A 15,831-nucleotide genomic window follows, 5' to 3' on the forward strand; every position below is an offset into this window, starting at 1 on the left:
GTATTTGCAAAAGGCATATGTAAATATTTGATTATTACCTAAAGTAATAAGCATATCTTTTATTGATCTAGGTTAGCTAACGTTATCCAATAAATGAAAAATTACATTGCTCAAAAATTACGCAACAAAACGCATGCAATGAATGGCATCTGCTCTTGTGAGCTTAGGTATTTTTCATCATCAATTGTGTATATTATCACTGGGTATACTCTGCCTGTATGCAGATGAACCTGTAGTAAAATATCCGAAATTATAACTCCCATTTGAGCAGCTAACTTATCAGCACTCACATAATACAAAATCCTTATAATCAAGCATAGATAAAACTAAAACTCGAATAATTTAACCGTTAGTCATTTAAAAACAATGGTTAATAGCAAATAGTAACATTTTCGCTTAAACGCACAAAGACTGACCATGATCAATGAATATAAAATGAGCATTAGACATCTATGGCCTTTTATCTATTGCAGTGATATTAAATATCAGCATCATTGACAGAAATATCACAAATTTAATAAAAGGAATGTTATTAAATGCTTTGTCCTGAATGTAAACAACCGATGATTAAATCAGTGGATAATAACAACCATTGTACGGATATAAACTGCCCACCTACACGGACTCAATGTCCTAATTGTGAGTCAGACAATACCCACATCAAATCAAAAAGCATTACTGATGCTGAAATAGAATGCAAAAGCTGTTCTGAGGTATGGACTATTTCACGTAGCGAATAATCAAAACTCGCACTATAACCTATTCAGCAATATTGTAATAAAGAAAGCATGACGAATTCCTTTATTACAATTAATATAGATGTTCACTATTTAATATAGCTCGACATTAAAAGGTGTCGAGCTTATACAAAGAGCTCTCAATATCATTGTAGCTAGGTTAATTGCACCACTAGTTAACTAACACAACGAGCCAAGTAATCCCGGCAAAAATCATCGAGACAAAAACGGCGGCGGATCCAATATCTTTCGCCCTGCCCGACAGTTCATGAAGATCTGAACCGATCCGGTCAACCACAGCTTCGAGCGCAGAATTCAGCAACTCAACAATCACCACCAGAAACAGGCTAGCAATCATTGCCAGTTGCTCCATCTTACTGACGGGTAAAAAGAAGGTGATCCCCGTAAGCATGATCAGCAGTATAATCTCCATCCGAAAAGCTTCTTCATATTTCCATGCGGCTTTCAGCCCCTGTACCGAATAACCGGTTGCATCAAGAACACGTTGTAGTCCCTTTTCTCCTGGCTTCATTCCCTAAGCTCGCTCTATTATTCATTACCTGTCTTAATAGTATTACATGTAAATGAAGCGATATACCGTGATGAACAAATATAATATCGATAAGCAAGCTGGTATAAATCAAAGATCCGGTCATTTAGGCGAGAAAAAAAAGGCCCTGCGGGCCTTTTTTATAACAACGAATACACTACTTTTGGAAAAAAGTACGTTTTAATGCCATTTCGAGGCCACGTACTTCTGCCAGCCCCTTCAGGCGCCCTATCGCAGAATACCCCGGGTTAGTTTTCTTCTTGAGATCATCGAGCATCTGATGACCATGATCTGGCCGCATCGGGATTAAGCGCTTATCACCAGCTTCATCACGACGTTGCTCTTCTTTCAAAATTTCCATCACCACGTTATACATATCCACATCACCTTCAAGGTGTGCGGCTTCATGGAAGCTGAGCGGGTTCTTCTCTCGCTGGGTTGAACGCAAGTGAGTAAAGTAAATACGATCACCATGTTGTTTAATCATGTTCACCAAGTCATTGTCACCACGGACCCCGTAGGATCCCGTACACATAGTAATACCGTTCATCTGACTTGGGACTTCTGCTGTCAGCCAGTCTATATCCTCAATCGTCGATACAATGCGTGGCAATCCCAGAATAGGTCTTGGTGGATCATCCGGATGAACAGCCATCTTCAGCCCATTAGCATCACAGATAGGCATCAGCTCTTTTAGAAAGTGGACCATGTGCTGTCGTAGCTTATCTTTATCTATCCCTTCATAGCGATCAAGCTGGGCTTGGAATTCAGCCAACGTATAGCCTTCCTCAGCTCCTGGAAGTCCGGCAATAATGTTACTGGTTAGCTTGGCAACTTCTGATTCCGACATATTATTAAAATATGCTTTCGCCTGTACTTGTTCTTCCTCTGAATACGATGCTTCGGCCCCAGGACGCTTCAATATATAAAGCTCAAATGCTGCGAAAGCTATTTGATCAAAACGCAAAGCTTTAGAACCGTCTTTCATTTCAAATTCTAAATCAGTTCGCGTCCAGTCCAGAATCGGCATAAAGTTATAACAAACCGTATCTATTCCACATTCGGCCAAATTTCGAAGGGTTTGTTTATAGTTATTAATCCACTGTTGGAAATTTCCCGTTTGAGTTTTAATTTCTTCGTGAACCGGAACACTCTCAACAACTGACCATATCATTCCTTTTTCTTCAATAAGCTTTTTACGCTTTAATATTTCTTCCACTGTCCACACTTCACCATTTGGAATATGATGCAGTGCGTTGACAATTCCTGTAGCACCAGCCTGACGAATATCATCTAGCGACACAGGATCATTAGGGCCATACCAGCGCCAGGTTTGTTCCATGACAATCACCTTTTACAGACATACTTAACCCGCTCGAATCAATTATCAAGTTAAGTAATTAACAACTTTAATGAACCGTCACATAACTGTGACAATCCTAAATAAAGGCCAACAAGGACATTGGCCTAATTTTCTTTACCGAATAGTTTCAGTATCGGTATTATTTTTCATCCCCGAGGAGGACGACAGGATTAGAACTAAACAAATAACCATCAAAATTTGGATCATCAATATCTGATAGCTCTAATAATCGTTGTTTCACATTTTCAAGGTGTTGCCACATGGCATTTTTGGCGGCAATGGGATCTTTCCTCTGCATCGCGGCAAGAATACGCGCATGATCTTCCAGCCACTCTTCACGATAAGCTTGGTCGATAATATGGGAATGCAGCTTCTTCCACATCGGGCTTTGTTCACGACGCTCCCAGGAATGCTTAAGCATATCCACCAGCACCGAGTTCTGAGTTGCCTCGGCAATACACAGATGAAACTGCTCGTCACCGTTGCAGTTTACCGAACCACTGGCGAGCTCGTTTCGCTCAAGTTCGAGGGCTGCACGCATTTTTACAATGTCCCCCGGCGTCACCTGAATTGCGGCAAACTCAGCAATATTACTTTCCAGCAATTGCCTCGCCTGGAGCATTTCAAATGGGCCGGCATCATCGCTTATCACATTCTCGCGGCTGTTGATCTCATTCGGAATATTAAGGACATACACACCCGAACCTTTCTTTACTTCAACCAGGTTTTCAAGCTCAAGCATAATAATGGCTTCTCGCACAACCGTACGGCTGACATCTAGCCTTTCTGCGATGTCACGTTCCGGTGGCAGGCGGTCACCCACTTTGTAGCGGCCGTCAATTAATTCCCGTCTTAGTACCAGCCCTAGCTCTTGGTAGGGTCTTTTTGGTTCAAAAGGCATCATGATGATATTGTCACTATTTTCCATTGCACTCTCACGCCATCATAATGACCAAATAAAATTGGTCAACCTCTATATGATAAAGTGTTACAACACCTTGATTTTTTAAGTAATAAAACGCCAACCCTACCGTTATTGAACAGCCTTGATACGCTCGACGATTGTACTTAGCTCTGGGTTCGTTTCATCCAGTGCGTCATACATCGGCTGTACCGCCTCTACGAATGCTGTTTTGTTCGGTGTAACAAATTTCACACCCATTTTTTCAGCTTTCGCCCGCTCTTTTTCTTCTGACTCAGCCCAAAGCTCTTTCATCAACTCCATCGAACTCATTGCCGCAGTCTTCAGGGCCTTGCGGTTTTCTTCCGATAAACCGTCATAGGCCTTGGTAGAAATAACCAATACGTCAGGAACCATGGTGTGCTCGTCTAGGCTGAAGTACTTCGAGACTTCGCTGTGGCGGCTAAGGCTAAACGAAGGAATATTGTTTTCCGCCGCATCAACAACACCTTGCTGCAGTGCCGTGTACAGTTCGCCGTAAGCTAGCGGCGTCGGGCTACCTCCCAGGGCATTGACCATACTGATGGCAGACGGGCTCGGTTGCACACGAATTTTCAGACCTTTCAGATCGGCAGGTGTATTGATTGGTTTAGAGGTATAGAAACTACGCGCACCAGCATCATAGTAAGTCACACCAATGAAACCGCTATCGCGAGAGGAAGCTAAGATATCTTCGCCAACAGCGCTTTCTTTTACATTGTAGTAGTGCGCTTTGTCGCGGAAAAGATACGGTAGGTTAAAGGCCGAATAGGCTGGGGCGAAGGCTTCAAGCTCTGCGGCATTGGTTTTAACCATCTCTAGCGCCCCATTTTGCATTAGCTCCATCGACTCACGCTGGGTCCCCAGCTGCGCGTCAGGGTAAATACGAATCCGAACCTCACCATCCGTCAGTTTACGTACTTCTTTTGCCATATGATCCATCGCTTTATGTACAGCATGGTCACGTGGGTGGTTATGACTTAGTTTCAGCGTGGTTGCAGCAAAAGCAGAAGCTGAGGCACCAATTGTTAGCGCAGCACCAATCACTGCAGTAAGCACTCTTTTACGCGTCATCATTGTTATATCTCCGTGAGATTGGTTGTCCATTTCGTAGGGTACGTTTGAATACGGAGCCAATATTGAAGCCAGTTTGACAACCAGTCAAAAGGAAAACCCCAATTGGTTGACCCATATCACAAGAAAAACCCTTGAATTGGTCGACCAATTCAAATGTGAACCACCTCACATGACATTTTTTCACCATTTCTTATAATCCTCCCAGAAAAGAGCGTGTGCGACTGTTTGGCCTGGTAATACCTTCTTACATTGGTTAACCAAAATTCAGTTGACATACCTCCCCATACAAAGGAACTAAAGATGAATAAACTGGTTGGATACATAAACAGAGGGCTGGCAATGTTCACCGTATCCCTCTCTACCTTTCTGGTCTTCTGTGTTATTTGGCAGGTGATCTCACGCTATGTAATTGGTAAACCAAGCACTATTACGGATGAGCTGGCGCGCTACCTGTTTATGTGGGTCGCATTAATTGGAGCGGCCTACACAACCGGCCTCAAGCGGCATCTGGCGATTGACTTGCTGACCATGAAGCTCAGTGGCAAACGAAAACTTATTAACGAAATCATTATCCAGCTAGCCGTTGCTGCTTTTGCTTTTATTGTGCTTGTCTATGGTGGTACCAACCTCGCCCTCAAAACCTTGGCTACCGGCCAGGTAACACCTGCTTTGGGCTTTGAAATGGGCTACATCTATTTCTGTCTGCCGATTAGTGGCGCCCTCATGATTTTTTACTCCGCGATTTTCGGTTTTGAAAAATTCAAGCAGCTGGTATCCGGCAATACACTCGCCATTGATACTCCACAAAACTAATTAAAAAGGAATTTCATCATGGAATGGCAAGTCATTCTTACTTTATTCGGTAGCTTTGCAATCCTCCTCACTCTGGGGATCCCCGTATCATTTGCTATCGGTTTATCCTCATTGGCAACGATTCTGATGAGCCTACCGCTGGAACCTGCTATCGCCGTTGTGGCACAGCGAATGGCGGCGGGATTGGACAACTTTGCCCTGCTCGCGATCCCGTTCTTTATTCTGGCCGGCAACATCATGAACCAGGGCGGTATCGCTATCCGCCTGATCAACTTTGCCAAGGTTCTGGGAGGCCGTCTGCCAGGCTCGCTGGCTCATGTAAACGTGATGGCCAATATGATGTTTGGTTCAATCTCCGGTTCGGCAGTTGCCTCGGCGGCAGCTGTAGGCGGCACGATGTCCCCTCTGCAGAAGAAAGACGGTTATGACGAACACTTCTCTGCGGCAGTTAACATTACCTCTTGCCCGACAGGCCTGTTAATCCCGCCAAGTAACACCTTAATTGTTTTCTCATTGGTCTCAGGCGGTACGTCGATCGCCGCACTCTTTCTCGGCGGCTATATTCCAGGCATCCTGATGGGTCTGAGCCTGATGTGTGTGGCAGGCTTTATCGCTAAGCGCCGAGGCTATCCGCTAGCGCCAAAGCCGAGTCTTGCCGAAGTCTGGAACACGCTACTTAAAGCCCTGCCTTCACTGATGCTTATCGTCATCATAATGGGCGGGATAATCGGTGGGATCTTCACGGCAACCGAAGCATCAGCCATTGCCGTCGTCTACACCTTTGTATTAGCAGTGCTGGTTTACCGCGAAGTAAAATTCCGAGAGCTGCCAAAGATCATTCTTGAATCTGCCGTGACCACTTCGATTGTTCTACTGCTAGTTGGTGCGTCAATGGGCATGTCATGGGCTATGGCCAACGCTGATATTCCTTACATGATTGCCGATGCCCTTCTGGCCGTATCTGAAAATCCACTGGTTATCCTGTTGATCATCAACCTGATTTTGCTGATTGTCGGTATATTTATGGATATGACGCCAGCCGTACTGATCTTTACCCCGATCTTCCTGCCTATTGCGCTGGACCTAGGTATCGACCCTGTACACTTCGGTATCATGATGACCTTTAACCTTGCCATTGGTATCTGTACCCCACCGGTCGGCAGCGCACTCTTTATTGGTTGCTCCGTGGCTAAGGTCTCAATCGACAAGATCATCAAACCACTGCTGCCGTTCTATGCGGCACTCATTCTGGCTCTACTCGCGGTGACCTTTATTCCTCAGCTAAGCCTGTTCCTACCGAATCTAATGCTTGGCTACTAAGCCACAAAGTAAACACAACATCATTCACCAAACACGCATCTCGCTGGTTAATACCGGCGAGATAAAGGAAGAAGAAATGACAAACATTGCCGATACAGACATCAATGCTCAGGTTATCCGCCCAACATACGACAGAGCCTCCCTTAAGAGCCGTATTGTTCACTTGGGCTTTGGCGCTTTTCATCGCGCCCACCAAGCACTGTTTACCAATGAAATGCTCGAAAAAACCGGTAGCGACTGGGGGATCTGCGAAATCAACTTATTTGGTGGCGAAGACCTAATCACCCGCTTACGCGAGCAAGACCACTTGTATACCGTGGCCGAAAAAGGTGCCAATGCAACGATCGTCAAAATGATTGGTTCGGTGACGAAATCTCTGCATCCCTCGTTAGACGGCCAGCAAGCCGTACTGGATAAGATGGCAGAGGAACAGGTGGCGATCGTATCAATGACCATCACCGAAAAAGGTTATTGTGCAGATCCGGCTACCGGCCGTCTCGATAAGAACAATGAGCTAATCAAGTCTGACCTTGCCAATCCTCGAATGCCAAACTCAGCCATCGGCTATATTGTTGAAGCTCTGCGTATCCGACGCGAGCTAAACCGTCAGCCATTTACCGTCATGTCATGCGATAACGTCCAGGAAAATGGCCATGTCGCCCGTGCCGCTGTTCTGGACTTTGCCAACTTGGTCGATCAGGAATTGGCTGGCTGGATCGAGGAAAATGTGACTTTTCCATGCACCATGGTCGACCGCATTGTTCCCGCGGCAACCACCGAAACCTTGGCTGAAATAGCTCAATTGGTCGGCGTTGAAGACCCGTGTGGCATCGCCTGCGAACCTTTCCGCCAATGGGTGATTGAAGACAACTTCGTCAATGGCCGCCCAGAATGGGATATCGCCGGCGCCGAATTCGTTAGCGATGTTGTACCCTTCGAAGAAATGAAACTACGGATGCTAAACGGTAGCCACTCATTCCTTGCCTACCTCGGCTACCTTGGCGGCTACACCCATATCTCTGACACCATGACCAACGAAAGCTACCGCAAGGCTGCTTTTGACATGATGATGAAGGCACAGGCTCCCACCCTCACAATGCCGGAAGGTACCAACTTAGAGAGCTATGCCAAGCTGCTGATTGAACGTTTCACCAACCCGAGCCTGAAGCACCAGACATGGCAAATCGCAATGGATGGCAGCCAGAAAATCCCTCAGCGAATGGGCGGCTCGCTGCGCCACCACCTTGAACATGGCACTAACTACAAATGGCTGGCCATGGGTATTGCCGGCTGGATGACCTATATCAGCGGAGTTGACGAAAAAGCACAACCTATCGATGTCCGCGATCCGATGGCCGAGCAGTTCAAAGTGATTTATCAGCAGCATGGCATTAACACCTCGGCCGTCAAAGCGATCCTCGGTCTCGAGGCTGTCTTCGGCACAGATCTGATCAACAACGAAGGCCTGGTCAACGAAATAACCAAAGCCTACCAGCTAATCATTACTAAAGGCGCACGCGCCGCGGTTGCCGCACTGTAATCATTTATCCATCCCTTCGAAGCGTCCAAGACACAGAGACTGGGCGCTTTACAGGGAAGCTTACTGGAGCCCATTATGAAAGCTTTCTTATGTGAAGATTTCCTTCTCTCAAATGAAGTCGCACGCCGCCTATACCATGATTTCGCCAAAGACATGCCCATCTATGACTATCACTGTCATTTAAACCCTCAGGAGGTAGCTGGAAACCGTCGCTTCGACAACCTTGGTCAAATGTGGCTGGAGGGCGACCATTACAAATGGCGCGGTATGCGTGCCGCCGGTATTGACGAGTCTCTGATCACCGGCAAGGACAGCACTGACTTTGACAAGTATATGGCATGGGCCAGAACCGTTCCCAAGACTCTGGGTAATCCACTCTATCACTGGACCCACCTGGAACTGCGCCGCCCGTTCGGTATTACCGGAAAACTGTTCGGTCCGGACACCGCAGAAACTATCTGGCACGAGTGCAATGAAATGCTTGCCAGCCCTGAGTTCTCGGCCCGGGGCATCATGCAGCAGATGAACGTAGTGATGGCAGGAACAACTGACGATCCTATCCACTCTCTGGAACACCATAAGACCATTGCAGAAGACACAGACTTCGATATTGAAGTGGCACCAAGCTGGCGACCTGACCGTGCATTCAAGATCGAATTAGATGGCTTTGGCAAATATATGCAGCTCCTGGGTCAAGCCGCGGATGTGGAAATCACCCGCTTTGCCGATCTGCTCACCGCGCTGGAGCGCCGCCTTGAGCACTTTGCCATACATGGTTGCCGAGCCGCCGACCACGGTATTGAAGTGGTTCGCTATGGCAAAGTACCGCCTGAGGCGACCCTCGATTCCCTGCTCGCCCGCCGCCTTAACCATGAGACTCTGACTGAGCAGGAAGTGGATCAGTTCAGCACCGCCGTCCAAGTATGGCTAGGCAAACAATATGCCAAGCGCGGCTGGGTGATGCAGCTGCACATTGGTGCCCAGCGCAATAACAGCACCCGGATGTTCAGACTACTCGGAGCTGACAGTGGCTTTGATTCTATTGGTGATCGCCCATTCGCCTTCCAGCTTGCCTCGCTGCTGGATGATATGGATATCACCAACGAGCTGCCGAAAACTATTCTTTACTGCCTGAACCCTCGTGATAACGAAATGATGGCAACCATGATCGGAAACTTCCAGGGGGGCGGGATCGCTGGCAAGGTGCAGTTTGGTTCTGGCTGGTGGTTCAACGATCAGAAAGACGGCATGCAGCGTCAGATCGAACAGCTCTCCCAGCTGGGACTGCTGAGCCAGTTTGTCGGTATGCTGACCGACTCCCGCAGCTTCTTATCCTATACCCGCCACGAGTACTTCCGTCGCATTCTGTGCAACACCATCGGCCAGTGGGTACAAAACGGCGAAGCTCCAAATGACATCGCCATGTTAGGAAAACTGGTACAGGATATCTGCTGCCGCAACGCCAGGACCTACTTTAAGCTACCGGGAGAGAAGGCATGAAGCGCATCGCAATTATCGGCGAGTGCATGATCGAGCTTAATGGTGCCCCTTTCGGCACCATGGAGCAGGCCTACGGCGGCGACTCGCTCAATACCGCTGTATACATGGCGCGCACCGCCGGGCAATCCGTTGCCGTCGACTACATCAGCGCACTGGGTAGCGATACCATAAGCGATGGGATGCTTAAACGCTGGCAAGAAGAGGGCGTCTGCACTGACTATGTGCAGCGGGATCCCGATCGCCAGCCTGGACTGTACCTGATCCAACTCGATGAGCAGGGCGAACGAACCTTCCTGTACTGGCGTAACCAATCTGCTGCTCGCTTCCTGCTCCAGCATCCGGGTTTTGCCAAAATTGAAACTCACCTGCACAGCGTGGACATGGTGTATGTCAGTGGGATCAGCTTGGCGATCCTGCCACCTGCTGACCGCCAGCGCTTAATACAGCTATTGGCCAAGCTGCACGGCAAAGGCATCGAAATCGCCTTTGATTCCAATTACCGTCCGGCCCTTTGGCTAGGAGGAAAAGAAGCACAAGAGTGCTACCGGCAACTACTGCGTATTACCAACCTGGCTTTAGTGACCGATGACGACGAGCAAGCGCTTTGGGGCGACCACAACACTGACGAAACAATAAAGCGTCTCCAGCGTAGCGGTGTTGGCAAAGTCGTACTAAAAATGGGTGCAAAAGGTTGTCAGTACGTCAATTTTGCAACCTCTGAATCAGAACATGTTGCAACAACGCCGGTTCTCAAGGTGGTTGATACGACCTCTGCGGGTGACTCGTTTAACGCCGGTTTTCTTGCCGGGTACCTAACCGGGCTATCTCCACGTGAGGCCGCTCTGCAGGGGCATAAACTGGCAGGTGTCGTTATCCAGCATAAAGGGGCCATCATTCCAGCCTCTGTCACTCAATCAATCAACTTCAACACTACAAGTAATTCTACTAATTCATGTCATTCAACCAAGGAAGCAACCCAATGAGTACTGTCTCTCAGCAACTAGCGGCAATTAAAGTTATCCCGGTTATCGCGATTGACCGTGCGGAAGATATTATCCCTCTCGGTAAGGCATTGGCCGATAACGGTCTCCCTGCAGCGGAAATTACCTTTCGCTCCGATGCCGCGGCAGAAGCGATTCGACTGCTTCGGGAAGCGCAGCCAGAAATGCTAATTGGTGCCGGTACGGTATTAAATCGCGAACAAGCCATTGCCGCGAAAGAAGCGGGCGCCACCTTTGTTGTATCACCAGGCTTCAACCCCAATACCGTCAAGGCTTGCCAAGAGATCGGTATTGATATCGTTCCTGGCGTGAACAACCCTTCAACCGTTGAAGCGGCACTTGAGATGGGTATTACGACACTAAAGTTCTTCCCCGCCGAAGCATCTGGGGGGATCAACATGCTTAAGTCACTGCTTGCACCCTACACGCAGGTACAATTCATGCCGACGGGCGGCGTAAATACCAAAAATGTACGCGACTACCTCGCCATTGATCGCGTGTTCGCCTGTGGCGGCACCTGGATGGTTGATAAAAAGCTCATCAATGAAGGGCGTTGGGACGAAATCGGCCGCCTGGCACGAGAAGCCTCTGAACTGGTGAAGTAAGTCGCTACGACTCAAGAGCCTGTTTATCTTTCAACATCATTATGTGTTGAACCCAAATTTATCCGTTAGGCTTCCATATGGGGGCCTTTCTTTTACTCTTATTTAGCCGCTATTAATCACAGGGATCCGTCGTTAATGCATATCGCCTTTCTCTATACCCTAAAAGCCAACGAAGATCTCTTTCGGCCGTACATTGAAAAGTATCTAGGTGACATGGCCGTCACCGTTGCTCATTACACCGATGAGGTTCTATTGCATCAAGCCATGAAAGAAGGCCTGACAGACCGCGTTAAAGCAGCGGTGCAGCAAACCATATCAGCGATTGCCGCCAATGGCGCCGATATCATCATCTGTACCTGCTCTACAATTGGCGATCTTGCCGAAAACACAACTGGTATTCGATCCAAGGTTATCCGCGTTGATCGACCGATGGCCGAGAAAGCCATGAAATATGATCACATACTCGTGCTGGCTGCGCTCACCAGCACGCTAGCACCGACCACGGAGTTACTCCAGTCCATCACTTCAGCAAGTGAAGGCGAGCAACAGAACGTTATAGAAGCCGTCGCCATACTAGACGTCTGGCCATATTATTTTTCCGGCAATACCGAAATGTACACCAGAAAAATTGCCGCCTACATTGATAGCTTGCAATCACATCCCCAAGCAGTGCTTCTGGCCCAGGCTTCTATGGCTCCAGCTGCCGGATATTGTACAAATAGCCACGTTGACATTTTGACCAGCCCCGAACTCTGCCTTCAATATCTGGCACAGCAGGTTTGTCGAGATGCCTGAGTTAGATTTCCCCCAGACTATTGGCATTATCGCGTTTCTTTTTGGCGCTAGCGCCTTCCTGCATCAGGACGGACATAAGTTCCGCATTCACCTAACGTTTTTTCAGATCATTCTTTGCTCACATTTTATTTTAATGGGGGCAATTACTGCAGCTTTGGGCTGTGGGATCAGTGCATTACGCAGCTACGCTTCGACCCGCACTCAGTCAAGTAAAGTCATGTGGTTGTTTATTGCGTTACTGTGGCTGATGGGTTTGCCCAATATTAATTATGGTTATGAAGTACTAACTATATTTGGAGCATCCGTGGCAACGTGGGGAATGTTCAAAGCGCAAGGTATTAAATTCCGCCTTCTTATTCTGTTTAATTCATTTTGCTGGTTAACAAACAATCTGTTCCTGGGGTCGATTGGTGGCAGTTTGATGGAGTCAACATTTATTATCGTCAACCTATTTACCATAGCCAGAATGACAAAATTAAGACAGGCCAAATATCAAAACTAACATTATCGAACTACTTACTCCACGCATCTATTAATACCACCCAAAGTTTATTTGTTTTGGGTGGTATTATCATGGGTATTATTATAGCAAAACCAAATAACCATCGCGCTGTTTCATCTCTGGGACAAAAGCTAATTTATCTGCAGACATTTTCAAACCATTATGCATTTTAATATGGTTTACCGTCCAGATAACACAGCCGTGAGGCAAGTTAAATAGACTTCTTACCTGAGAAAACAAATGACCATCATTAAATGAATCAGAAACTGATACAGCCCTTCCCTGCCATGCCCCCATGACTTGCTGCGGGCTAACAGGTAAGTCTAAGTATAATATCTCTGGTTCAACATCCTTAATTATTTTCATACAAAGTCGAGAACCACCAGCTTCATGCTTCTCTACCCAAAGACGATGGGGAATGGCATTATCATCCCACTGTAGTACGTTGACATATTGATTCATTATGCGACCTAATTGACTAGTTAGATTTCGTTCCGAATAACAACCTTTTTGGCTGAGGCTGGTTTGTTAATAGCAGCCAATGAGGCTACTAATTATTATAAACAACAATTTTATTACCAGGTGATGATAACAATGATTCACCAACGACAGACATACAACATATATTTATTAAAAGTGAACTTAAGCACCTATTATCAAGTAAGGCCCTTCATCTTTACGGCAAGACACATTGAGAATAAATGTGGTTGAGTAATATATGGTTCATCACCTTTCGAATTAAGCTAATTATATAACAAAATTGTCGTTTGACCGTCTGAGTAAAAGCAAAAATAGGACCATGATCAAAACATTTATCCAACCATAAAATAAGGGGATATCATTTGATATCCCCTTATGCAGTTTAACGTCAAGCAACTTTCAGTAACTTTACTGCTCGTCTTCCTGGGCTGTATTTCCGTAGCTCAAGCCCCAGCCAAATGGATATAGCGTATCACCCTCTTGGTATCCTGGAGTATCAGAGAATTGTCGTTGGATCGCCCCAGCATTATTTGCAAGTGCAAATGGTAGCTTACCCTGCGGATTAAATTCTCCGGCAATAACATCCATCAATGCCGCATCAGAGACACCAAAGGTTGCTAATGTTGCCCCGGCATTTTTCATTCCACTTTCTTCATCTAAGACGAAAGGCTGACGGAAATTAATCGCCAGGATTGTCTTCTCGGCACCAATTTCATTCATCACGCTCTGAATGTCATTGAGACTCGGTGATATTGACCAGGACGTTGCCGCTTCCATCCCTGTAAAATCAAGAGTACTTAACTCGTCAGGATTTGCCCCGCCAAAGATAAGTTCTGGGTCTGAACCATCATTGGTCACAAAAACACGGATCATTGCATAGTCCGTATCGGCTGGTATCTCAGGCCTTACCTCACGATCTTCGTAATCTCCAGACACAACGTCAAAGCCGGCATTTTCCGCGATAGTTGTATCAACACCCATGGTATAAACTTTAACCTTATCATCAGGAGAAGAAACTAACGGTAGGGTTTTATTGACACCCACGCCTTTGTTATCAAGCAGGACAACCGACTTCCGCTGGGCTTCAAAAGCGAGATCCTGATATTCCTTTTTCCCTAAAGTCACCGTTGCTTGCTGAGGATCAACGTAGGCATTTTCAAACAAGCCCAACTGGAACTGCTCTTTTAGCAGCCTCTGTACAGAAATATCAACACGATCTTCGGTTAAATCATCCGACTCAAGTACATCCAAAATAGTCTTGTTCGTATGATAACCCGACAGCACGTCAGAGCCTGCTTCAACTGCAACCGCTATCTGCTCTTGCTCGGTGAGATCTTCAAGTCCCCATGCACGATCACCGATGATACCGGTATCGGTGTTGACATAGCCCTGGAACTTCAGGTCTTTCCTTAATAATTCTGTAACGATGCCTTTAGAGAAGGACATACCGACATCATTCGGCTTAACATCCTGATCGACTGGGATACCATAGTACGGCATGATTGACGCCGCACCGGCATCAATTGCCGCAATAAATGGAATTAAGTGATAGTCGAAATTATCACCTTCATAATTCTGATTTTTACCAAAGTCATAATGCGGGTCACCACCGTCCTCCTGAGGGCCACCGCCAGGGAAGTGCTTGATCGTTAATGCAATACTGTCTTCATTCAGAGACTTGCCCTGCAGCCCGGTAATTAATGAAGCCATAATATCTGCTGCCAGTTCAGCATCTTCGGTAAAGGTCTCGTGTACACGATACCAACGAGGTTCCGTCGCAAGATCCATCATATAACCGTACATGCTTCGCAGGCCAATCGATGACCATTCGTCATTCATCACCTCAGAAAACTCGGCGATCAAGTCCATATCACGGGTTGCAGCCAAACCGGCTTCTTTGGGCCAGGCAGAAAATGCGCCGGAAGAAACGTTAATTCCGGCTCGGGCCGCAGGATCGATATGATTACGCGCATTAGACTTGAACAGAACAGGGATACCATGAGGCGTTTTCTCGGCCAGTTCTTGCATTGAGTTCATGAAGATTGCCGCTTCTTCCGGGGTAATTTCTGCTCCAGAGCGGCCACCCACCACATCGCGATCAGGCTCGGCCATTACCGGATTTCGGAAAATAAACCGGGTCATTTTTTCATTATTAACATATTCCTTCGCCGCATCAGGCAATTTGCCATAACTGTCTGCGTTTAAGGTATCAATCATCATCATGCCGGTTTTTTCTTCAAGGCTCATTCGCTTAACAAGATCCGCGCTCCGTTCTTCAGCGCTAAGTCTCCAGTCCTCGTAAGGCTCAAGCTTGCCATTACCATTCGCATCACGAAACTGGTAACCATCGACTTCGATAACCGCGTGTACACGCGACTCAATGGCTGGTTGCAATAATTCATCTTTGCCATCATTGGACTTAGAAGAGGAATTACAACCTGCGAGTACAAGTGCCACTGCTAAAGGCGTTAGGGTAAAGAGTTTGCTGTTCATTGTTATCCTTATCTTTCTTGTCTGGCAGAAACTGCATATACAGTATCGACAAGAAAATAATTGGTTAACCAAAACAGTCGAAATAGCAGATCGAGATCAACCAATTATTATATCT

At 46.8% G+C, this 15,831-nt stretch carries 14 protein-coding genes; 8 read left to right on the top strand and 6 right to left on the bottom strand.

The genetic code is table 11. The features are described from left to right. Positions 1–909: 909 nt before the first annotated feature. The 4 genes from MD588_RS19590 to MD588_RS19605 all read right to left on the bottom strand — a co-directional run bounded on the left by MD588_RS19590 (position 910) and on the right by MD588_RS19605 (position 4,667). On the bottom strand, positions 910–1,269 hold the full coding sequence (locus tag MD588_RS19590) for a diacylglycerol kinase (RefSeq protein WP_265699348.1): 360 nt from the start codon (positions 1,267–1,269) through the stop codon (positions 910–912). A 175-nt stretch (positions 1,270–1,444) separates the two neighbouring features. Continuing rightward, the gene (uxuA, locus tag MD588_RS19595; protein WP_265699350.1) at positions 1,445–2,629 is read right to left on the bottom strand and encodes a mannonate dehydratase; all 1,185 of its coding nucleotides are present in this window, start codon (positions 2,627–2,629) and stop codon (positions 1,445–1,447) included. 160 nt (positions 2,630–2,789) lie between these two features. After that, positions 2,790–3,578 (bottom strand): FCD domain-containing protein, encoded by a 789-nt coding sequence (locus MD588_RS19600; protein WP_265699351.1) that lies wholly within the window; start codon positions 3,576–3,578, stop codon positions 2,790–2,792. A gap of 105 nt (positions 3,579–3,683) precedes the next feature. Further along, positions 3,684–4,667 (bottom strand): TRAP transporter substrate-binding protein, encoded by a 984-nt coding sequence (locus tag MD588_RS19605; RefSeq protein WP_265699352.1) that lies wholly within the window; start codon positions 4,665–4,667, stop codon positions 3,684–3,686. A gap of 300 nt (positions 4,668–4,967) precedes the next feature. Here MD588_RS19605 and MD588_RS19610 point away from each other — a divergent pair, with 300 nt between their 5' ends. From MD588_RS19610 to MD588_RS19645, 8 genes are all read left to right on the top strand, one after another. Further along, positions 4,968–5,480, top strand: a complete 513-nt coding sequence (locus MD588_RS19610; RefSeq protein ID WP_265699353.1) for a TRAP transporter small permease — start codon at positions 4,968–4,970, stop codon at positions 5,478–5,480. 18 nt (positions 5,481–5,498) lie between these two features. Continuing rightward, positions 5,499–6,800: a TRAP transporter large permease gene (locus MD588_RS19615; protein ID WP_265699354.1), complete on the top strand. Its 1,302-nt coding sequence runs from the start codon at positions 5,499–5,501 to the stop codon at positions 6,798–6,800. A 76-nt stretch (positions 6,801–6,876) separates the two neighbouring features. Beyond that, positions 6,877–8,340 carry a fructuronate reductase gene (locus MD588_RS19620; RefSeq protein ID WP_265699355.1) on the top strand — a complete coding sequence of 488 codons (1,464 nt, stop codon included), beginning with the start codon at positions 6,877–6,879 and terminating at the stop codon, positions 8,338–8,340. Between the two features lie 75 nt (positions 8,341–8,415). After that, on the top strand, positions 8,416–9,840 hold the full coding sequence (gene uxaC / locus MD588_RS19625) for a glucuronate isomerase (RefSeq protein WP_265699356.1): 1,425 nt from the start codon (positions 8,416–8,418) through the stop codon (positions 9,838–9,840). Next, entirely contained in the window at positions 9,837–10,823 is a 987-nt protein-coding gene (locus tag MD588_RS19630) for a sugar kinase (protein WP_265699357.1), read from the top strand. The genes uxaC and MD588_RS19630 overlap by 4 nt, the downstream gene beginning before the upstream one ends. Next, positions 10,820–11,446, top strand: coding sequence for a bifunctional 4-hydroxy-2-oxoglutarate aldolase/2-dehydro-3-deoxy-phosphogluconate aldolase (locus tag MD588_RS19635; RefSeq protein ID WP_265699359.1), 627 nt, complete (start codon positions 10,820–10,822; stop codon positions 11,444–11,446). Before MD588_RS19630 ends, MD588_RS19635 begins: the two co-directional genes overlap by 4 nt. Before the next feature lie 135 nt (positions 11,447–11,581). Further along, positions 11,582–12,241, top strand: a complete 660-nt coding sequence (locus tag MD588_RS19640; protein WP_265699360.1) for a hypothetical protein — start codon at positions 11,582–11,584, stop codon at positions 12,239–12,241. Then, a complete protein-coding gene (locus MD588_RS19645; RefSeq protein ID WP_265699361.1) occupies positions 12,234–12,743 on the top strand; it encodes a YgjV family protein in 510 nt (169 codons plus the stop codon). The genes MD588_RS19640 and MD588_RS19645 overlap by 8 nt, the downstream gene beginning before the upstream one ends. 81 nt (positions 12,744–12,824) lie before the next feature. Here the strand turns inward: MD588_RS19645 and MD588_RS19650 are convergent, their stop codons facing one another. Together MD588_RS19650 and MD588_RS19655 are read right to left on the bottom strand one after the other, a co-directional pair. Beyond that, positions 12,825–13,205, bottom strand: a complete 381-nt coding sequence (locus MD588_RS19650) for a hypothetical protein (RefSeq protein ID WP_265699362.1) — start codon at positions 13,203–13,205, stop codon at positions 12,825–12,827. A 426-nt stretch (positions 13,206–13,631) separates the two neighbouring features. Further along, a complete protein-coding gene (locus MD588_RS19655) occupies positions 13,632–15,716 on the bottom strand; it encodes a glycoside hydrolase family 3 protein (protein WP_265699363.1) in 2,085 nt (694 codons plus the stop codon). Positions 15,717–15,831: the final 115 nt, after the last annotated feature.

It is taken from the genome of Photobacterium obscurum (genome assembly GCF_026191635.1).
GTDB classification, from domain to species: Bacteria; Pseudomonadota; Gammaproteobacteria; order Enterobacterales; family Vibrionaceae; genus Photobacterium; species Photobacterium obscurum.